At 50.3% G+C, this 18,532-nt stretch carries 21 protein-coding genes and 1 riboswitch; of the genes, 3 read left to right on the top strand and 18 right to left on the bottom strand.

The window, feature by feature from the left end; translation table 11 throughout:
* Position 1: 1 nt before the first annotated feature.
* The 5 genes from ACFVRY_RS09160 to ACFVRY_RS09140 form a co-directional block, all read right to left on the bottom strand.
* A complete protein-coding gene (locus ACFVRY_RS09160) occupies positions 2–958 on the bottom strand; it encodes an AAA family ATPase (protein ID WP_387499418.1) in 957 nt (318 codons plus the stop codon).
* Between the two features lie 193 nt (positions 959–1,151).
* Entirely contained in the window at positions 1,152–1,502 is a 351-nt protein-coding gene (gene spoVAE / locus ACFVRY_RS09155; RefSeq protein WP_387499416.1) for a stage V sporulation protein AE, read from the bottom strand.
* The gene (gene spoVAD / locus ACFVRY_RS09150; protein ID WP_387499414.1) at positions 1,499–2,533 is read right to left on the bottom strand and encodes a stage V sporulation protein AD; all 1,035 of its coding nucleotides are present in this window, start codon (positions 2,531–2,533) and stop codon (positions 1,499–1,501) included. The genes spoVAE and spoVAD overlap by 4 nt, the downstream gene beginning before the upstream one ends.
* A gap of 2 nt (positions 2,534–2,535) precedes the next feature.
* Positions 2,536–3,000: a stage V sporulation protein AC gene (gene spoVAC, locus ACFVRY_RS09145; protein ID WP_387499725.1), complete on the bottom strand. Its 465-nt coding sequence runs from the start codon at positions 2,998–3,000 to the stop codon at positions 2,536–2,538.
* A gap of 170 nt (positions 3,001–3,170) precedes the next feature.
* On the bottom strand, positions 3,171–3,326 hold the full coding sequence (locus tag ACFVRY_RS09140) for a hypothetical protein (RefSeq protein WP_387499412.1): 156 nt from the start codon (positions 3,324–3,326) through the stop codon (positions 3,171–3,173).
* Positions 3,327–3,489: 163 nt separating this feature from the next.
* Here ACFVRY_RS09140 and ACFVRY_RS09135 point away from each other — a divergent pair, with 163 nt between their 5' ends.
* The gene (locus ACFVRY_RS09135; RefSeq protein WP_387499410.1) at positions 3,490–4,563 is read left to right on the top strand and encodes a M42 family metallopeptidase; all 1,074 of its coding nucleotides are present in this window, start codon (positions 3,490–3,492) and stop codon (positions 4,561–4,563) included.
* Between the two features lie 106 nt (positions 4,564–4,669).
* Here the strand turns inward: ACFVRY_RS09135 and ACFVRY_RS09130 are convergent, their stop codons facing one another.
* The 7 genes from ACFVRY_RS09130 to ACFVRY_RS09100 all read right to left on the bottom strand — a co-directional run bounded on the left by ACFVRY_RS09130 (position 4,670) and on the right by ACFVRY_RS09100 (position 12,017).
* Entirely contained in the window at positions 4,670–5,818 is a 1,149-nt protein-coding gene (locus ACFVRY_RS09130) for a mannitol-1-phosphate 5-dehydrogenase (protein WP_387499408.1), read from the bottom strand.
* Positions 5,818–6,252: a PTS mannitol transporter subunit IIA gene (locus tag ACFVRY_RS09125; RefSeq protein WP_066373444.1), complete on the bottom strand. Its 435-nt coding sequence runs from the start codon at positions 6,250–6,252 to the stop codon at positions 5,818–5,820. Before ACFVRY_RS09125 ends, ACFVRY_RS09130 begins: the two co-directional genes overlap by 1 nt.
* Before the next feature lie 16 nt (positions 6,253–6,268).
* Positions 6,269–8,335, bottom strand: a complete 2,067-nt coding sequence (locus ACFVRY_RS09120; RefSeq protein WP_387499406.1) for a BglG family transcription antiterminator — start codon at positions 8,333–8,335, stop codon at positions 6,269–6,271.
* A 109-nt stretch (positions 8,336–8,444) separates the two neighbouring features.
* Positions 8,445–9,908: a PTS mannitol transporter subunit IIBC gene (locus tag ACFVRY_RS09115; RefSeq protein ID WP_387499404.1), complete on the bottom strand. Its 1,464-nt coding sequence runs from the start codon at positions 9,906–9,908 to the stop codon at positions 8,445–8,447.
* Positions 9,909–10,346: 438 nt separating this feature from the next.
* Complete coding sequence (locus tag ACFVRY_RS09110; protein ID WP_387499402.1) at positions 10,347–11,249, bottom strand: aldo/keto reductase; 903 nt, start codon at positions 11,247–11,249, stop codon at positions 10,347–10,349.
* A 108-nt stretch (positions 11,250–11,357) separates the two neighbouring features.
* Positions 11,358–11,672: a DMT family transporter gene (locus tag ACFVRY_RS09105; RefSeq protein WP_387499400.1), complete on the bottom strand. Its 315-nt coding sequence runs from the start codon at positions 11,670–11,672 to the stop codon at positions 11,358–11,360.
* Positions 11,673–12,017, bottom strand: a complete 345-nt coding sequence (locus ACFVRY_RS09100; protein ID WP_387499398.1) for a DMT family transporter — start codon at positions 12,015–12,017, stop codon at positions 11,673–11,675. It lies immediately after the preceding gene.
* 86 nt (positions 12,018–12,103) lie between these two features.
* Positions 12,104–12,211: riboswitch (guanidine-I (ykkC/yxkD leader) on the bottom strand.
* A gap of 196 nt (positions 12,212–12,407) precedes the next feature.
* Here ACFVRY_RS09100 and ACFVRY_RS09095 point away from each other — a divergent pair.
* A complete protein-coding gene (locus ACFVRY_RS09095) occupies positions 12,408–12,731 on the top strand; it encodes a hypothetical protein (RefSeq protein ID WP_387499396.1) in 324 nt (107 codons plus the stop codon).
* 338 nt (positions 12,732–13,069) lie between these two features.
* On the opposite strand, the gene ACFVRY_RS09090 is transcribed toward ACFVRY_RS09095, so the two are convergent.
* The 3 genes from ACFVRY_RS09090 to ACFVRY_RS09080 all read right to left on the bottom strand — a co-directional run bounded on the left by ACFVRY_RS09090 (position 13,070) and on the right by ACFVRY_RS09080 (position 14,720).
* Positions 13,070–13,420 (bottom strand): hypothetical protein, encoded by a 351-nt coding sequence (locus ACFVRY_RS09090; protein WP_387499394.1) that lies wholly within the window; start codon positions 13,418–13,420, stop codon positions 13,070–13,072.
* 130 nt (positions 13,421–13,550) lie between these two features.
* Entirely contained in the window at positions 13,551–14,084 is a 534-nt protein-coding gene (locus ACFVRY_RS09085) for a GNAT family N-acetyltransferase (protein ID WP_387499392.1), read from the bottom strand.
* A 15-nt stretch (positions 14,085–14,099) separates the two neighbouring features.
* Positions 14,100–14,720, bottom strand: coding sequence for a GNAT family N-acetyltransferase (locus tag ACFVRY_RS09080; RefSeq protein ID WP_387499390.1), 621 nt, complete (start codon positions 14,718–14,720; stop codon positions 14,100–14,102).
* Positions 14,721–14,886: 166 nt separating this feature from the next.
* Here ACFVRY_RS09080 and ACFVRY_RS09075 point away from each other — a divergent pair, with 166 nt between their 5' ends.
* Complete coding sequence (locus ACFVRY_RS09075) at positions 14,887–15,447, top strand: TetR/AcrR family transcriptional regulator (RefSeq protein WP_387499388.1); 561 nt, start codon at positions 14,887–14,889, stop codon at positions 15,445–15,447.
* Positions 15,448–15,664: 217 nt separating this feature from the next.
* Here the strand turns inward: ACFVRY_RS09075 and ACFVRY_RS09070 are convergent, their stop codons facing one another.
* From ACFVRY_RS09070 to ACFVRY_RS09060, 3 genes are read right to left on the bottom strand one after another with little or no spacing between them, the layout of a single operon-like run.
* Positions 15,665–16,684 carry an ABC transporter ATP-binding protein gene (locus ACFVRY_RS09070; protein ID WP_387499386.1) on the bottom strand — a complete coding sequence of 340 codons (1,020 nt, stop codon included), beginning with the start codon at positions 16,682–16,684 and terminating at the stop codon, positions 15,665–15,667.
* A complete protein-coding gene (locus ACFVRY_RS09065) occupies positions 16,587–17,699 on the bottom strand; it encodes an ABC transporter ATP-binding protein (protein ID WP_387499384.1) in 1,113 nt (370 codons plus the stop codon). Before ACFVRY_RS09065 ends, ACFVRY_RS09070 begins: the two co-directional genes overlap by 98 nt.
* Before the next feature lie 4 nt (positions 17,700–17,703).
* Positions 17,704–18,522, bottom strand: a complete 819-nt coding sequence (locus ACFVRY_RS09060; protein WP_387499382.1) for an ABC transporter permease — start codon at positions 18,520–18,522, stop codon at positions 17,704–17,706.
* Positions 18,523–18,532 lie beyond the last annotated feature (10 nt).

Below are 18,532 nucleotides of genomic sequence, written 5' to 3'. Positions count from 1 at the left end.
GTTATTGCCTCATCGTGACAGGCACATGGATATTTTGCAGGAGCTTTTGCAGCAGGGAATCTACACTAATATTATCCAGGCGCGATTCCGGACGCAGCAGAATCCGGTGTGAGAGTGCATAAGGGGTAAGAGTTTTGACATCATCAGGTAACACATAATCACGCTCTTGCAAGAAGGCAAAGGCTTTGCAGGCCATCATGAAGGACAGAGAGGCACGCGGGCTTGCACCTAGCAGCACCAGTGGATGCTCACGGGTCATCCGCACCACATCCAGCAGATAGTTCAGTACAGGCTCGCTGATGAAGACCTCACGGATCTCTTCCTGAATGGCAGCAATCTCCTTCATACTGGTGACCGGCGTAAGCTTGTCCACCGGCTGGCCGTCCTGATGGGTAAGCAGCAGCTTTTTCTCTGTCTCGGCATCAGGATAACCCAGACTGATTCGCAGCATGAAGCGGTCCAATTGGGCTTCAGGCAATGTATATGTCCCCTCAAAATCAATAGGGTTCTGGGTCGCGCAGAGCATAAACGGATGTGGAAGCGTATACGTCTCGCCGTCAACGGTGACATTACGTTCCTCCATCACTTCAAGAAGCGCTGATTGAGTCTTGGTCGTTGCACGGTTAATTTCATCTGCGAGCAGAATATTCGTCATCACCGGTCCCGGGCGGAAATGGAACATTTCGTCCTTCGGATGATAAACAGATACACCGGTAATATCACTCGGCAGAATGTCAGGATTGCACTGGATGCGGCGGTACTCGCCGGACATGGATCTGGACAGTGCACGAATCAGTTGGGTTTTACCCGTACCCGGCACATCCTCAATGAGGACGTGGCCTCCAGCGAGCATTGCCGTCAGCAGGAGCTGTATTTCGAATGATTTTCCAAGGATGCAGGATTCAAGGTTGTGGCGTACAGTGTTCATGATATGCATAGATTCTTGACGTACGGGCATGAATGGTAAACCTCCTATGTCAGAATGAAGCAGTATTAATGTTATTTTACATGATTAGGGGACCCAAAGTACATTATGGAAGCAACTGAATTATAGATAATGCTGTTTCTATGTATGTAAAAAAAATCACTTGTCTCTGCGCACAGCAAAAGCAAGCCGGGACATCATCCCAAGCCTGCTTGTTAAGTACATCTTATCCCCTCGGTCTGACCAGAAGAGCAGCCAGAAACGAGAACACAATAGCGGATGAAATCCCAGCGCTTGTGATATCGAAGATCCCAGTCACTACGCCGATCCATCCATCCCGCTCCAGCTCGGTCAGCGCCCCGTGCACCAGGGAATTACCAAAGCTCGTTATAGGTACAGAAGCGCCGGCACCGGCGAACTTAACCAACGGATCATACAGACCGAAGGCATCGGCAATTGCGCCCGCTACGACGAGTGTACTCATGGTATGCGCCGGCGTCAGCTTCAGCACGTCGAACATTAGCTGTCCAATAACACAGATCGCTCCGCCGACCAGAAAGGCCCACAAATAAATCATGCTCCTTCACCTCCACTCTCCAGGGAAACTGCATGCGCAACGCAAGGAATGCTCTCCCCTTGTTGATAGGATATCGGGGACAGTAATGCACCTGTAGCGACCACTAGTACTCTTTTCAGCTCACCTTTTCTCAGGCGCTTCAAAATATGTCCATAAGTCACCACTGCGGAACAGCCACAGCCGCTTCCTCCTGCAATGACATACTTCTGCTTCTCTAGATCATAAATGAGCAGACCGCAATCATCGAACCGGGTCTGTTCCATTGGTATCCCTTCCTTAGCCAGCAGTGTCTTGGCGATCGGCAGGCCTACGGAGGCCAAATCTCCAGTTACAATAAGATCATAATGTCCAGGGGAAAGGGTGGTGTCGCGAAAATGAGCCGTAATGGTATCTGCTGCAGCTGGGGCCATGGCATTCCCCATATTAAAGGGGTCGGTAACTCCTAAATCCATTACTCGTCCAATTGTGGCATGCGTGACTACCGGTCCTTTTCCAGAACCATCATTACGGCCAACAATTGCACAGCCCGAGCCTGTAACAGTATATTGCGCGGTAGGCGGCTTCTGCGATCCGTACTCTGTTGGAAAACGGAACTGCTTCTCCACTGTACAGTTATGACTGGCAGTTCCGGCCAGCGCAAGCTTGGCCCCGCCTGTATCCACAATCATTGACGCAAGGGCCAGACTCTCCATAGACGTAGAACAGGCACCGAATACCCCAAGATAGGGAACTCCAAGCTTACGGGCTGCAAAAGAGCTGCTGATAATCTGATTCATCAGGTCGCCCCCAACAAAGAAATCCAGGTCCTCCTGCTTCACACCGGCATTTATAAGTGCTAACTGAGAGGCTTTCTCGAACAGCGCCCGCTCTGCCTTTTCCCAAGTCTTCTCACCCATCTTCAGCGAGTCATAAATAAAATCAAAATCCGAGGCCAGCGGCCCCTCTCCTTCCTCTGGACCCACAACGGAGGAGGCGCCCAAAATGACAGGTCTTGAAGTGAACTCCCAGGTCTGGCTGCCAAGCTGCTTCATATTTAATGTGCACCTCCCCAGCCCATCAAGGCATAAATTACACCAATGATGAATGCTGCCACGGTTCCGAACACGATAACTGAACCTGCCAGCTTAAACATATTGCCACCTACACCAAGCACAAGCCCTTCGGCCCGATGCTCCAGCGCAGCGGAACACATGCTGTTAGCAAAGCCCGTTACCGGCACCGCCGTACCCGCTCCAGCCCATTGCGCCAGCTTGTCGTAGACACCGAAGCAGGTCAGGATGACGGAAATGAGAATCAGTGTGGCTACAGTAGGACTTGCCGCTACCTTGGAACTCATTCCGAAGATCGCCATATAGGCTTCCTGGATGCCTTGTCCAATCAGACAAATCAGACCGCCAGCTAGAAAGGCGCGGATACAGTTTTTTCCGACAGGACGCGAAGGAACATAAGGCTTGGACAATTTCTCATAGGACTCCGGGGTCAAGGAATCGAGCTTCAGCTTAACCCCTGAACGCTTTGTTTTAACCGGCAATGAGCACACCTCCTATGGTTTGGCGAAGAGGAGCCTGTAGCAGTCAGGTTCCCGCTTGTACAGGCTCCAGAACTGTCTTCGCTTAGAAGTTTTTCCTTATTGTTCGCTATCTGGTCCCTCCTTATGTCCTCCTATGCTCAGGTAAAATACAGCAGGATTACAATAAGCAGTAAAAACAAAATCAGGATGAACACCGCTTCATTCGGTGGACCATACCGCGTGCCGTATCTGCGCCGGACACCATATCCATTAACAGCCCGGGTCTGCACCTTTCCCTGGGGCCTGCTTCCCACAACCCTCATCGTTATCAATCGCTTCCTTTCTTTCAGCCCCTGCCATCAGGGCTACTATTGCATAGTATTCGTGGAGACGACGCCCGGTGTCGTTTTATCCGCGAGACGTGGACAAGCGGTTCCAAAATGTTCATACTAGACGTTAGTAAAGGAGCGATTGCATATGAATCAAGAAACACTCGATTTGTTCAAAACACTTACCGAATTCCCTTCAGCCCCGGGCTTCGAGCGTGAGCTGCGCGCCTATGTCAAAGAGGCTATGTCCCCTTATACTGACGAATTCGTCCAGGACCGCCTCGGCAGCCTGTTCGGCGTGCTGCGCGGCGAAGAGAACGGTCCTAAGATCATGGTGGCCGGACATTTCGACGAAGTCGGCTTTATGGTTACAGGCATCACCGACAACGGAATGATCAAGTTCCAGCCACTAGGCGGATGGCTCTCCTCAGCGGTGTCTTCACAGCGGCTGCACATCATTACACCGAAGGGTCCGCTGACAGGTGTTGTAGGGAGCACCCCTATCCACCTGCTGAGCAATGAGGAGCGCACCAAGACAAGCGATATCGGCAAAATGTACATCGACATTGGTGCAGACAGCCGTGAGGAGGCCCAAAGCTTCGGCGTATCACTAGGTCAGCAGATCGTCCCGATCTGCCCGTTTACTCCACTGGCCAATCCTAAGAAGATCCTGGCTAAAGCCTGGGATAACCGCTACGGTGTTGGACTGGCCCTGGAGCTTGTCAAAGAGCTATCCGGCAAAAAACTCCCGAACACCGTGTACGCTGGTGCCACCGTGCAGGAAGAAGTCGGCCTGCGGGGCGCCCGTACAGCTGCCAACCTGCTCAATCCGGATATTTTCTTCGGTCTGGACGCCAGCGCAGCTGCCGACATGACCGGTGATCGCCAGGCCTTCGGCCAACTTGGACAAGGAGCGCTTCTGCGCATCTACGATCCAACCATGATCACCCACCGCGGCCTGATCGAGTATGTACAGGATACCGCCGACACTCATCGGATCAAATATCAGTATTTTGTCTCCCAAGGCGGAACTGATGCAGGTCAGGTGCATGTCAGCGGCATCGGAATTCCTTCTGCGGTGATCGGAATCTGCTCCCGTTATATCCACACGGCTTCCTCTGTCATCCACAGCGATGATTACGCAGCAGCCAAGGAGCTGTTGATCAAGCTAGTAGAAGGACTTGACCGGACCACCTTGCAGACCATCCTGGAGAACAGCTAATCAGGACAAACACATATGAAATAAACAAAGACGGCCGGGAGAATATCCCAGCCGTCTTTGTTTATTTCCCTTTATTTTCCTGATACACAGACAGAGCCAAGTTTAGTTAGGCCTTTAACTTATCATACTCCGCCAAGACCGACTGATGTACCTTGTGATCAGCGGCAAGACCCGTGTATTTAGCCACCGCCTCTGATAGTCCGATATCTGCGAGGGAAGCCTGAAGCTCAACTGCTTCTGGATCATCCTTAACATCAAACAGCAGCGCAGCTGCCATCGAACGGGTTAATGCTGAGAAAGACAACCCTGCTTCATACGCCTGAACCGCCGGAGAAACGAGACGATCGTTCGGGGACAGCTTGCGGATCGGGGAACGTCCGACACGAGAGACTTCATCCGTCAGCGCCGGATTACGGAAGCGCTCCAGGATTTTATCAATATACTTGCCATGCTCGGCCTTATCAAACCCATGCTTGTTCACAAGAACAGCTCCGGTCTCCTCCAGCACTTCCCGCACGCGTCCAGTCAATTCAACATCGGCCATCGCCTGCTGAATGGTCTCGTAGCCCTTCAAGTATCCCAGGTACGCCGCAGAACAGTGACCAGTGTTCACTGTAAACAGTTTACGTTCGATGTACGGCTCCAAGTTATCTACATAATGAACCCCGTTCACAGGTTTGTAGCCCGGAATCATTTGCGAAGCATCCACAACCCATTCATAGAACGGCTCGACAACCACCTTCAGGATATCCTCATGCTGCTGCAGTGGGACAATCCGGTCCACAGCGGCATTCGGAAATGCAACCGAAGCATCTGCTTTGGTTCTGGTCTCTTCGTCCAGCTTGGCATACACCAGCTCCTTGAGCTGTGCACTGCCGCCAATAGCATTCTCACAGGCGATGACATTCAGAGGGGCGAAGGAACCCGCCAGCCGCCGGGTAATCCCTTCGGCAACGGCACCCGCAATATGTTTCAGAATGGATACACCTACAGCAGTAGTCACCAGATCAGCATCGGCAATAGCTGCCGCTACCTCATCACCGTGTGTGACACTACTGAGTGCAGTAACGTTGCGAACAATCACTGTCTCCTGACCTTCACTGGCCAAGGTAACAGGATATTCACCACGCTGCTGAAGCTGCGAGACGAACGCCTCATTCACATCGACGAAAGTAACCTCATACCCTGCTTGGGACAGCAGAAGGCCAATAAACCCTCTACCGATATTGCCTGCGCCAAAGTGTACGGCCTTCATTACTCGAGGCCTCCTTCGAAGATGGCAAGAACGTCGGCCGGTGTCGCTGCGCTCATGACACGCTCAATGGCATCATCTTCACTGAAGATCATCGCCACATTGGTTAGGATCTCCATATGTCCGTCACCGGCTGCGGCAATACCAATTACGACAAATGCTGGCTCATCGCCGCCAAAGTCCACCCCATCCGGGAAGCGCAGAATCGACAGTCCAGTGGACTTGATAAATGGTCTGCCTTCCTTCGTGCCGTGCGGAATAGCCAAGCCTTCACCCATATAAGTGGAGACTACCTCTTCGCGATCCAACATTTTCGGGATGTATTCTTCGGTTACATGACCTGCATCTACCAATAGCTGCCCGGCCATTCGAATCGCTTCATATTTATCCTTGGCAGTGGCGTTCATCATTACTTTATTTTCAGACAGTATACTCATATGGTTTCTCTCACTTTCAAAGTTTATTTTCGAAAAAACGTAAAAGTTCGGACGACAGATACCGCCGGATTTCCGGCTCCGCCCGTTCCTCCAGCAGCTTTACCAGCTCTGTATTGAGTAGCATAGCACTGATCTCGCTCAGGACCTCCAAGCTTTCCTTGGACAGCTTGCGCGGGGCAAGCATGAGCAGGATAACCCTGACTTCCGTCTCGCCATCCAGCTGTACAGGCTGTTCCAGCCGGTACAGGGTCAGGGAAGACTTATGAATATGGCTGCTCCGCGTATGGAACAGAGCCAGCCGGGTATCTGGAATGACCTGACTGGCCATTCGTTCCCGCTCCAGCAGCCGGTCCAGTACCAGCCCCGTGTCGCCGATTACACCGAAATCAGCAATCATGTCGAGCATGACCGCCAAGGTGGCCGGTAGATTCATTCCGCTATTGTCGAGCGAATAGAGACGGAAGCGTTCAATCAGACTGATCATCTCTTCCAAAATGACGCTATAACTCTTCATTCGGTCGAAAGCAGCTTCTTCCCGAACAACAGTCCCTGATTCACCTGTAGGAGGTTCTTCACGTTCTTTCGGCACAGTATTTTGTATATAGCTCAGCAGCTTCTCTATTTCTTCCCCTGTTAGCAGGGGGCTGATCTTGATATATCGATCACCCGGCAGGGGTAAATCAATAGTGGAGATAATAAGGTCATAATCTTCTTCCGGCAGACGGGCTGCCTCATACCAAGAGACATTGCCCATGACCTCAATCTGCGGCAACTCCTTATTCAGCCTGGTGGCCAGCAGCCGTGAAGAGCTCAGTCCGCTGGCACAGACCAGAATGGCCCGAACACTGCGTCTGAGCTGATTCAGTCTTTCCATGGAGGCGCCGAAGTGCATCACCAGAAAGCCAATCTCCTCGTCGGGAATAACAAGATCCAGGTTCAAATCTTCTACAGAATCGCGGACGGTCTGAAACAAATACTCGTAATCCTTACGAATCGGACCCAGTAGCGGATTGCGGATGCGGGTTCCTTCACGGATCCGCTTCAGAGCGGGATTGATATGCTCTATCACGCCTTCCCGAAGGGAACGGTCGCGCAGGAATGGAACCCCAGTACGCTTTGCGATGCTATCCGTCAGTCTGTAGACAATCTCCACCAGCTCGATGTCCCCGTAAGCAAAACCAGTCGAAGAGAATGACTCCTGCACCCTGTCGAACAGTCCCGCGATATAGAGAATTTCTGTTCTCGGAAATGTCATACCCAGGGTATGACCCAGTTGTAGGACGAATTGCTCCGAAGCAGCAATATTCCGATGGTCGGACATTCGCGGGTACCCCACATCTTCCGTGAGATCAATTTCCCTGCCGATACAGATCCGTCGTACAGATACAGACAGACCCAGCAGCAGCTCCATATACACGATTTCCGGCAGCTCCGCTGTCCATTTCCACTCCATGTCCCAGAGCGTATTCTCTACATCCATCAGTTTATTCTTGCCCACGCTGGATAGCAGCATATTAAACACCGGATTGCCTTGTGCAGGCAGCATATGGCCAACTAGATCCGACTGGTCCAGATGCTCAGCAGCCAGTCGGCCGATGGCCCGGCGTTTATCCACTTCGGTGCCGGTAATTTCCACGCCATAACCACGCCTTCGGACGAGCTTCAGGCCAAATTTGCGGACCCATGGCTCAAGTTCATCTAGATCATAGCTAATGGTTGCTACGGTGACTTTCAGCGAATGGGCCAGCGCAAAGAGCTTCACTGGCTCCTCAGCTTCCAGCAGGGAGCACAGCTCATAGATCTTGCGATCCTCCCCGGAATATTCCGCCGGCTTCTCTTCCCGCAAGTAAATCCGCAGCTCCTCAAGGCCACCTTCTGGCCCGCTGAGCTGGATGCCTTTGCCGGATTTCCGGCTCAAATCGAGACCGAAATCCTTCAGGATGCCCTCAATATCCTCCATCTCCCGGTGAACGGTGCGTACACTGACACCCGTATCCGCAGCGATCTCGGCAGCGGTGATCTCTTCGCTCACCCCAAGGAGAAGTCCTATCATTTGTCGCTGTCTGGCGGTCATTTTCCTCATTTCCCGGAACCCTCGCCTACATGGAGACAAACGCTGGCATGAATGCCGCCAGCGTCTCCCTTATTTAATCCTAAACTACTCTTGATTGATTATCTTACACATTTATCACTTACTTCAAACGCTCGACAAGTTCATCGTACTTCGGACTCTTCAGGAAGTTGTCGATAGAAATGTGCTCCGCCTTCGGATTGCTGGCAATCGCGCGTTCGGTCAGCGTTTTTTGAGTGACAACAATATCAGCATCCGCCGGAATCTCACTGACTGCAGAGTTCACAACTGTAATGTTAACCCCTGCGGTCTGCAATTTCTTTCTCAGCACGGAGGCTCCCATAGCACTGGAACCCATACCTGCGTCACAAGCGAAGACGATCTTATTCACATCTTCTTTGCGGCGAACGTTTCCTGCATTAGCCGCACTTGCGTTTGCAGTCACTGCTGCTGGAGCTGCTGAAACTGGAGCTGCAGTGGTTCCGGCAGCTTTCATGTCTCTCATTTTAGCTGTCGCTTCTTCAATATCAGTCTCTTCGTTATTCTTCTTACTTGTCTTGAGAAGAACAGAAGCGATAAGGAAGGATACAACCGTTGCTACAATGACGCCGGCAAACATCGGCAGGTAACCACCTTTAGGCGTCATGGCGATGTAAGAAATGATACTGCCTGGAGAAGTTGCACCTGTCAGACCAGCACCGAGCATCTGGAACGTGAACGTACCAGACACACCACCACCGATAACCGCAAGGATCAGGCGAGGATTCATCAGAATGTACGGGAAGTAGATCTCATGAATACCACCCAGGAAATGAATGATAACTGCGCCTGGTGCGGAAGCCTTTGCGGAACCGCGTCCAACCAGCCAGTAGGCCAGCAGAACACCGAGGCCCGGACCCGGGTTGGATTCCAGCATGTAGAGAATGGATTTTCCCAGTCTTATGGATTCCTCAGCAGCAATTGGTGTAAGAATACCATGGTTGATAGCATTGTTCAGGAACAAGATTTTTGCTGGCTCGATAATAATGTTAACGAGTGGCAGCAGGTGATGGTTCACCAAAAATTCTACACCTGAGGACAGTGCGTTCGTCAAGGCTTCAATCAGCGGCCCAATCCCCTTGAAAGACACGATAGCCAGAATACCACCGATTATACCAATCGAAAAGTTGTTGACCAGCATCTCAAAGCCTGCTCTGATCTTACCTTCCACAGCCTTATCGAACTGCTTAAGTACCCAGGCTGACAAAGGTCCAACAACCATTGCTCCAAGGAACATTGGGATTGTTGCTCCCACGATGACACCCATAGTGACAATTGCGCCAATTACGCCACCGCGCTTGCCGTGAACCATCGTTCCGCCAGTGTAACCAATTAATAGTGGCAGTAGATAAGTAATCATCGGGCCAACCAAGGTTGCCAGCTTCTCATTCGGCCACCAGCCGGTTGGAATGAATAAAGCCGTAATCAAGCCCCAAGCGATGAATGCTCCGATATTCGGCATAACCATACCGCTAAGGGTACGGCCAAATTGTTGGACTTTCACCCGTGCACCACCGGATGAAGATTGTTTTGTTTCTGTGGCCATTGTAATAAGCCCCCTTAAAGTTATTCAAGCAGAACACCTTCACGTCTTCTGTGTGAAGGAAATCCCCTATGACCACATCGTAAATCAAAGCGCTTTCTTTGTCACCAAATTGAAAACACGGTTTCGGCATGAACATTGTTGACAACATTTAAGAGTTCCTGCCATTTGGCATCAAAGGCCCGAAAACCGTAGAACTGCACAGAATATCCCTACCCGCAGTCTTCCAGATATTCACGGTTCTCAACCTGATCTCCCTGCTATTGGCAGCATAAGATTGTCGTTAATTTCTCCAAACACTGGGGAAATCATACACCCCAATAACAGAATACCAGCTTGAAGCAAGGCTTACACAAACAAAACCAGCCTGCAAGTGTCGCTACCCAGTAGGGGCGACACTTACAGGCCGATTGGAAATCAATCCTTCCTTTTAATGGATAGTCAAACCATATCCAATGGCACTTTCCAGGAAGGCTGCGGGAACGCAAAATCGAGCTTCAACAGTTCGTCATTACTAAGCTTGATCCTTACAGCTGCTGCATTCTCAATCACATGCTTCCGCGAGGACGCCTTAGGAATGGCCATGACCAGATCCTCACGGATACTCCAAGTCAGCAGCACTTGAAGGGGTGTTGCCTGATGATGGTCTGCAATCTCACGGACAACCTCGTTCTCTACCAGCCCCTTGCGGAGAGCTCCCGCCTGCGCAAGCGGCGAGTAGGCCATCAGCGGAATCTTGTGCCCGCTCATCCAGGGCAGCAGATCATTCTCGATGCCCCGCGAGCCGAGATGATACAACACCTGATTCACCGCACAGCGGCTTCCCTTCGCAACGCGCTGGAGTTCCTGCATCTCCTCAAGATCCAGGTTGGATACACCCCATCTGGCAATCTTGCCGGCAGCTACCAAGGCTTCCATGCCCTCCACCGTCTCCTCCAGCGGAATTTCCCCACGCCAGTGTAGCAAGTAAAGGTCGAGGTGGTTCGTGTTTAGCCGTTTCAGGCTTTCCTCGCAGCTCCGGGCAAGCCGTTCCTTGCCGGCATTATGCGGATATACCTTCGAGACAAGAAAGACCTTATCGCGTATTCCTTTAATCGCCTTGCTAATCATCTCTTCCGATCTACCGTCGCCATACATCTCGGCCGTATCGATGAGATCCAGACCCAGTTCCACGCCGAGCCTCAGCGCGGCAATCTCTTCTTCCCTTGATGAAGACGAGTCACCCATATTCCAGGTACCCTGTCCGATTCTGGGCACCGAGGCGCCATCCGGAAGCAGGATACGGCCTTTCCGGTTGGCCTGCCGGATAGCTTCTAATTCTTCTTCACTGACCTGCCAGTTCATGTTTGAAGTCCCCTTAATAAGTGAGTTGTATATTTATTATACTTACCCCATAGGAACGATCGAAACCTGGGGAACATGTCTAAATTTATAATATTAAAGATAACGAGACTACGCTATTGCCTTCAGACCTACCGCCGCACCGAGAATCATCACGATAAAGACAATCCGCTTCCAGTTTCTCGGCTCACCGTACAGCAGCATGCCCAGAATGGCCCCCCCTGAAGCTCCGATTCCCGTCCAGACTGCATAGGCCGTACCCATGGGGAGACTCTCCATCGCCAGTGCCAGAAAAATAAAACTTCCGCCAAAACCAAGCAGCAGTAGACACAAGGCCTGCCAGTTGCGGTCCTTGTTCAATTTGTTAATCATCGTTACACCGAACATTTCCAATATTCCGGCTACTACGAGAAATAACCACGCCATTTAAGCTACCTCCTTGCTGGGTTCTTCCTTGGTAACGAGCTTCAGCCCCACAACACCCGTCAGCAAAATCAGCACGAGCACCAGCTTCAGCAGTTTGAACGGTTCTCCGAACCAGATCATCTCCGCCATAATCGTGCCCGCTGTGCCAAGCCCGACGAATACAGAGTAAACCGTACCTACAGGCAGCTTTTGACTGGCCGAAATCATGCCATAGAAGCTAACAACGATCGCAATGATCGTGACCAGCCACTCCCATGGAGCGGAGGCATGCTTCAGGCCGATGACCCAGATCACCTCAAAGCAGGCAGCGACCACAACCTTGATCCAATCCAGATTATTCTTCACCTGTTACTCCCCCTTAATTAGTAGTTAACTTTCTCATTGCGCCACAATAAAATAAGCCCGGGAGGCGTTCGTCAATAACTGACGATTCCTCCCGGGCTTTTATCCCTCCGTGTGAACACGAATCTCTTGATTCGTGCGTTTTCCCTCGGACCTGACCAGCTTGAACAAGCTGCGGAACCCTAGAAAACCAAACAATGATTAAGTTACATTACATGTTAGCAAATTGGGAGCTAGAACGCAAGCCCTCACCACGCATCCTACACAGCACTTCCAAGTACAGATAAATATAGCACTGCATGGCCCTTTCTGCACATTTCGGCTCCAACGCTTCAGGGAATGTGGTACAATTCTGAAGAAGACCTTGGAGTCCTTTTTAAAAGGAGCGATCGAATGGGCGTTGGGATTTTAGCAATTGGTGTGCTGGTGTTTATCATTATGCAAACCATTTTACGAGATAACAGCAAGAAAACCAGCAGAAAATCAGCAAAATACAGCAATAATGATTCTGCAGGCTTCATAGCGGCTTCCGAACCAAATTTATTTCAGGACTACACAAGGCCGCATGAGGAGGACCGTCCTGTTCATGATGGCTCATCCTACCCGGGCGGCCATGAGTCGAATGATGGATACAGCCCTAACAACGTCGATTCCAGCGAAAGCAACGACTCGGTGATTGACTGCGGCGGAAGCGATTCGGGCAGTAGTGTTGATTGATGTAGAGAAACCCTGCAGCTGCAGGGATTATTGCAAGCGTCCGACACCATCATTGTGCCGGGCGTTTTTTTGTGAATGAATCAACATACAAAATTTTGATAAATGTGAATATTATATAAATATATCCTATTATTTATATCTAATGTTCTAATTTGCGTTATACTATAACAGAGAGAGAAGCATTTGTTCATATGTTAGAAACATAACCTTCTCTCTCGCTGAACCTTCCCCCTATGGGTTCAAAGTGTTTTAGGAAAAACAGCCCTGCACACTTCTGACCGGAATCAGACAACGCAGGGCTGTTTCTCTATGGATATCAAACTGACAACATACTTAGCTTAGAACTTCACCTCAGAAGATACCAGTCGATGTGCATCCACCAGTTCTCCGTTAGCGTTCTTGCCCCATACCGAAATTTCAGTCTGATGAGCAATATCATCATCGATGAAGAACAAAAACTCATACCCGTCAAAATTAGCGTAATTATTGTGGGTGATGACCTGATTAGGGCTTACTGAAAAATCCTCAAGTACATATAAAGTTCTTGTACCATTCAGATAATAGCCTTCTAGCAACACTGTGGAAGTGTTCACCGGATCGTTGTTCACGATCTTGATTGTTACCGTTTGCGTCGGCCTTACCCCGTTGACGGGAGTATTCACAATCGGGCCGGTAGTTAAAATTGCCATTTTGTCTGCTCCTCTCCTACATCTCAAAAGTTCTCCCTATCAAATATCAGGAAGAATTTTGATATAGTGTATGCAAGATTCGGATGCTTGGCTTGGATGCTTCGACCTTTTTTATGGTACAACATAAGGCTTATCGGTACTCAATCAACCAACAATCCTGATACTTCCCTTCGTGTAGCTCACTTTGCGGTAAGAGTTTCACCTTTCTAAACCCGCATTTTTCATAACACCGGATAGCCCTGGCGTTTCTTGTCTGTGGGTCCATAACTACCATATCCGCTTGTTTATCAGCTGTTAAGTAATTAACCATAGATGTAACAAGCAGCGTTCCGATGCCTCTATTCCAATAATCGACTTCGCCTATAAATTGATCCATACCGTATATATTCTCATCCTTATCCTTGTAGCCATATTCCCTTTTTGATTCGTCATCTAGCGGATAAAATTGAATGTATCCGATCGCTTTAGCATCATACTCGATAATACATCTAACCTCATCGTCTTCCTGGGCGTAAAATGCTGCATTCACCTTATTCAGGTCATGAGGGTCGTCCCTTCCTGCATAAAATTCCAGAACTGTAGGGTCAGAAAGCCATTTCGCTAACAAGGCATTATCCATTTGCTCTAGTGTACGCACCGCTAAGCTACCACTTTGAAAAAGCATGGTATCCCTCCGAGGTTAAACTTTTATGATAAAGCTCCAATTGCCTACTTCAAGACCATATCTGCTAATAACAGATGCACCGAACTCCGAGAACCCGCGTTTAGTATAAAATATTCGATTGCTATCCGTATTGGTAATTAAGGTCAAGTCGCCCCCGCCGTTTTTCGCAATGTAAGGGAGGATACAGTCTGCTATCATCTTGCTGCCCAAATGCTGGCTTTGATACTGTGGCGCTACCGCAAAGGACTCCAAATACCAATAGGGTGCTTTTAAATCGGCAAATGCTTGCTTGGCCTCATCCATCACCTCCAAGAGATTCCGAATTCGCGAGATCCCCGCACTCCACAATAGCTTGAGGCCTCCAGCAAGCACAAAGTTCCAAAGTCCAACATCAGGTTTATCACGATGCTTCAATAAAGCTGCAGATACGATTTGCTCTCCATCAACCGCTACCAGGCAGCAATGCTGACGATAATATGCTTTTGTATTTACAAGATGCAGCTGATAAAAGAAATCCTCATCACTCTTGTTGTTGCTTCCCATAACGCTAAAGAGTGGATATCCTTTAAAGGCTTCATCAAACAGTACCGCTATTTGTGTTAATTCATGCTCTTCTGCTAATCTATAACGAACCATCGTAATGCCTCCATTTCGTACAGCCGCATTGTTATGAACACCAATCGACTAATAAACATGTGTATACTATAATTTCCGATAATCACAATTTCAATCAACAATCCCGGCGGCGGTGTTCATTTATGAACAGCTGACAGCAATCTGTTTATGAATGGAGGATTCACCCATGAAGGATAGACGTTCCATCCGAACGAAGAAGGTCATTAGAAATGCTTTTCTCGAACTCTTGAATGATAAGGACATCAACAAAATAACAGTAGCGGAGATCTCCCGGATCGCTGATTTGGGACGAGGTACCTTCTATCTTCACTATAAAGACGTTTATGATTTATACGAGCAGATAGAGAACGACCTGTTTGAACAGCTCAGCCAATTCTATAATGCTTCCTTCCCAAGCAATGACCCCGTTGATCTATTATTATTTATGGAAAAAACGACAGAGTACATTTATGATAATAAGCTGCTAATCACTCTACTGTTCCACCCGGGTAGGAATTTGCTAACCTTACAGAAGTTTAAAGACTTCTTTCATATCAAGATTTCTGAGGAACTGCGGGCGAACATGCCTACCGATCATCCCATCTCCGAGTATGATGAAGTTGAGACTACGTTTACCGTGTGCGGCGTAGTTGGGGTACTGGAGAAATGGGTAAGCAGGGGAATGGAACAATCTCCGAAACAGATCTCACATCTAATTCATCTGATTTTAATGAAAATAGAAGATTGACATGCTGAAAATATTAGGGTCCTGCATCACAACGCCGATCTCCCGTAGGATGCACCCCGTCAGTCTATGTAAATCCCAATAATTGTACCAGAATTTTCTAGGTTATTACAATAAAAATGGCTGATAGGCACACTATGATTACATGTGCAATCAGCCCTTTTATCGCTCTCCTAAAAATATATAGATCCCTTTGGAGAATCTGACTTTCTTTCCGATTTTATAGGGAGGCAGTTCTAACTTCTCTAATCACATTCGCACTATAACGATCCTCTGACCACAAATGACAACTGACCGCATGACCTTCCCTCACATCCGCAAGCGCGGGGACTTCCGAGAAGCATCTGTCGTGGGCGTGCATGCAGCGCGTGCGGAACGCACAGCCTGATGGAATCGCGGAAGGGTCTGGCAGATCCCCCTGGAGTACGATTCGTTCCCGCTTCTGTGCGGCACGCTCTGCCGGAATGGAGGAGACCAGCGCCTGCGTATATGGATGCAAGGGATGGCTGTACACCTCCTCCATCTCGCCAATCTCGACGATTTTGCCCAGATACATGACAGCCACTCTGTCACTCATATAATGGACGACATTCAGATCATGTGAGATGAACAGATAGGTTAGCGATAGTTCCTGCTGAAGGTCTTTTAACAGATTGAGCACTTGGGCTTGGACAGAGACATCCAGTGCGGACACCGGTTCGTCGAGCACGAGAAACTCCGGGCTGAGCATAAGTGCCCGGGCAATGCCGATCCGCTGACGCTGCCCCCCGCTTAATTCATGGGCATACCGGTTCCAGTACGACTCGTCCAGACCGATGCTCTCCAGCATGTCATTAACCTTACTCCACCGTGACTCTGCCTTACCCAGACGGTTCAGCTTCAGCGGTTCCTCCAGCAGCCGTCCAATCTTGAAGCGTGGATTCAGGGAGGTGAACGGGTCCTGGAACACATACTGAATCCGGCGCCGCAGATCCTGCTGCTTCCGGCTTCCTGAACCGGAGATGTCCTTCCCTTTGTAGAAAAGACCACCGCCTGTGGGCTCGAGTAGCCGGGCCGTTATCTGGCCTAATGTCGACTTGCCGCAGCCACTCTCACCGACCAATCCCAGCGTCTCTCCTTTACGTATCGTAACAGAGACGCCGTCAACGGCTCGCAGCACCTGTCCCTTCTGCGGCCACACTCGTTTCGTATAATACTTCTCCAGTTCCCGCAGCTCGATCAGCGGTATTTCGGTTGTCACCCTTCTTCACCCCCTCTTCTGCGATCAGAAGGCAGCTGGCTGAATGTCCGATTCCAACCGGCGACAGCTTAGGCTGCTCTGTGCGGCAGCGGTCCATGGCATACTGGCAGCGGGGAGCGAAAGTACAGCCGACCGAGCGCTCATGTAGACCCGGAACGACACCCGGGATGGAGTACAGCCTGTGGCCTTTATAAGATGGTGACGGAATAGAATTCAGCAGCCCAATCGTATAAGGATGGCGCGGCTGGTCAAATATATCCGCCACCGTCCCCTCCTCTACGATTCGTCCCGCATACATTACGGCAATCCGGTCGCACATCTCGGCAATGAGACCCAGATCATGTGAGATCAGCACGATCGATGTCCCGTCCTGATCACGGATCTGCCGCATAACCTCCAGAATTTGCGCCTGGATGGTCACATCCAGCGCAGTGGTCGGTTCATCTGCGATCAACAGCCCGGGATTGCAAGCGATAGCAATGGCAATCATCACCCGCTGCCGCATGCCGCCCGAGAGCTGATGCGGATATTCCTTCAGCAGCTTTTCCGGCCGCGCCAGACCCACCTTACGGAATAGCTCAATAGCTTGTGCGGCAGCCTCCTGGCGGGAATAGCCCAGATGGAGGCGCAGTCCTTCCGTCACCTGATAGCCTATCGTCAAGCTGTTATTCAGTGAGCTCATCGGGTCCTGGAAGACCATGGCTACTTCCCGGCCGCGGATTTTCCGCAGTTCCTTTGGTTTCAAAAGATGTAACGGCTGCGCCTCACCTCCCCGCTCCCCGTACCAAATCTCTCCGCCGCTGATTTCCATCGCCTTAGGCAGCAGTCCAAGCATCGAGAGGGAGAGCACACTCTTCCCACACCCCGATTCGCCGACAATCCCCAATGTCTCTCCCCGAGATACCGACAGTGAGATTCCATCCACCACAGCCAGCCGTTCCCGTCTGCCTTTCAGTTCTATTCGCAGATTGCGGATGTCCAGTATCTTCTGACGTCCTGCTTCCCTTTCAGCCACTTAGTCATCCCCCTCTGTTCACGTTATCGCGCAAATCGCGGATGCCATCGCCGAGCAGGTTAAAGCCAAGCACCGACAAGGTGATCAGCAGTCCCGGTGCCAGCGCATACCAAGGCGCTTTGTTCAAATATCCTTGCGCTTCGTTCAGCATCCTGCCCCAGCTCGGATCGGGTGGCTGGACGCCAAGTCCCAGATAGCTAAGCGCGGCTTCCACCAAAATCGCCGTCGAGAAGCTGAGTGCTGCCGTTGTTATAATAGAAGAAATAATATTAGGCAGGATCTGAATAAAAATGACGTTGAAATGCCCTGCGCCCATTCCCCTCGCGGCCCGCACATAGTCCGCTTCCCGGTGCTGCAATACACCGCTACGAATCACCCGGGCAAAGGATGGGACGGATAACACACCTATAGCGATAATCGTCTGGAACATATTTGGCTTGAAGATCGAAACCAACAACAGGGCAAGCAGAATGCCGGGAAAAGCCAGCAGTGCATCCGTAGCCCGCATCAACAGCTCGTCGACCCAGCCTCCCACATACCCGGCTAAGGTGCCTACTATGAAGCCACATGTTAGGCCAATCGCAACGGATATAGAACCGACCAGAAAAGCTGTCTGTGCCCCGACCATAATGCGGCTAAGCACATCCCGCCCGAAATTATCCGTTCCCAGCCAATGCGCTGAGCCCGGTGCCTGCAAGCGTTCGGTTATACTCATGACATTCTCCCCATAAGGGGTATAGAAGAGGCTGATTATCATAATGACAAGCAACAGCCCTACGAACAGACTGCCGAGCACCAGACTGAAGCTTTTATTTATCCTCATCCTTAAGAGC

The organism is Paenibacillus sp. NPDC057934, from assembly GCF_042887565.1.
Lineage (GTDB): Bacteria > Bacillota > Bacilli > Paenibacillales > Paenibacillaceae > Paenibacillus_AQ.
Note: the sequence above shows the minus strand (reverse complement) of the source record. Positions and strands in the feature narration are given on the sequence as shown.

Coding starts and splice junctions, on each gene's coding strand:
- ACFVRY_RS09160 (WP_387499418.1), bottom strand. CDS start 958: ATGCCCGTACGTCAAGAATCTATGCATATCATGAACACTGTACGCCAC.
- spoVAE (WP_387499416.1), bottom strand. CDS start 1,502: ATGATTTATTTGTGGGCCTTTCTGGTCGGCGGAGCGATCTGTGTTATT.
- spoVAD (WP_387499414.1), bottom strand. CDS start 2,533: ATGAAGCAGCTTGGCAGCCAGACCTGGGAGTTCACTTCAAGACCTGTC.
- ACFVRY_RS09135 (WP_387499410.1), top strand. CDS start 3,490: ATGAATCAAGAAACACTCGATTTGTTCAAAACACTTACCGAATTCCCT.
- ACFVRY_RS09130 (WP_387499408.1), bottom strand. CDS start 5,818: ATGAAGGCCGTACACTTTGGCGCAGGCAATATCGGTAGAGGGTTTATT.
- ACFVRY_RS09125 (WP_066373444.1), bottom strand. CDS start 6,252: ATGAGTATACTGTCTGAAAATAAAGTAATGATGAACGCCACTGCCAAG.
- ACFVRY_RS09120 (WP_387499406.1), bottom strand. CDS start 8,335: ATGAGGAAAATGACCGCCAGACAGCGACAAATGATAGGACTTCTCCTT.
- ACFVRY_RS09115 (WP_387499404.1), bottom strand. CDS start 9,908: ATGGCCACAGAAACAAAACAATCTTCATCCGGTGGTGCACGGGTGAAA.
- ACFVRY_RS09110 (WP_387499402.1), bottom strand. CDS start 11,249: ATGAACTGGCAGGTCAGTGAAGAAGAATTAGAAGCTATCCGGCAGGCC.
- ACFVRY_RS09105 (WP_387499400.1), bottom strand. CDS start 11,672: ATGGCGTGGTTATTTCTCGTAGTAGCCGGAATATTGGAAATGTTCGGT.
- ACFVRY_RS09095 (WP_387499396.1), top strand. CDS start 12,408: ATGGGCGTTGGGATTTTAGCAATTGGTGTGCTGGTGTTTATCATTATG.
- ACFVRY_RS09090 (WP_387499394.1), bottom strand. CDS start 13,420: ATGGCAATTTTAACTACCGGCCCGATTGTGAATACTCCCGTCAACGGG.
- ACFVRY_RS09085 (WP_387499392.1), bottom strand. CDS start 14,084: ATGCTTTTTCAAAGTGGTAGCTTAGCGGTGCGTACACTAGAGCAAATG.
- ACFVRY_RS09080 (WP_387499390.1), bottom strand. CDS start 14,720: ATGGTTCGTTATAGATTAGCAGAAGAGCATGAATTAACACAAATAGCG.
- ACFVRY_RS09075 (WP_387499388.1), top strand. CDS start 14,887: ATGAAGGATAGACGTTCCATCCGAACGAAGAAGGTCATTAGAAATGCT.
- ACFVRY_RS09060 (WP_387499382.1), bottom strand. CDS start 18,522: ATGAGGATAAATAAAAGCTTCAGTCTGGTGCTCGGCAGTCTGTTCGTA.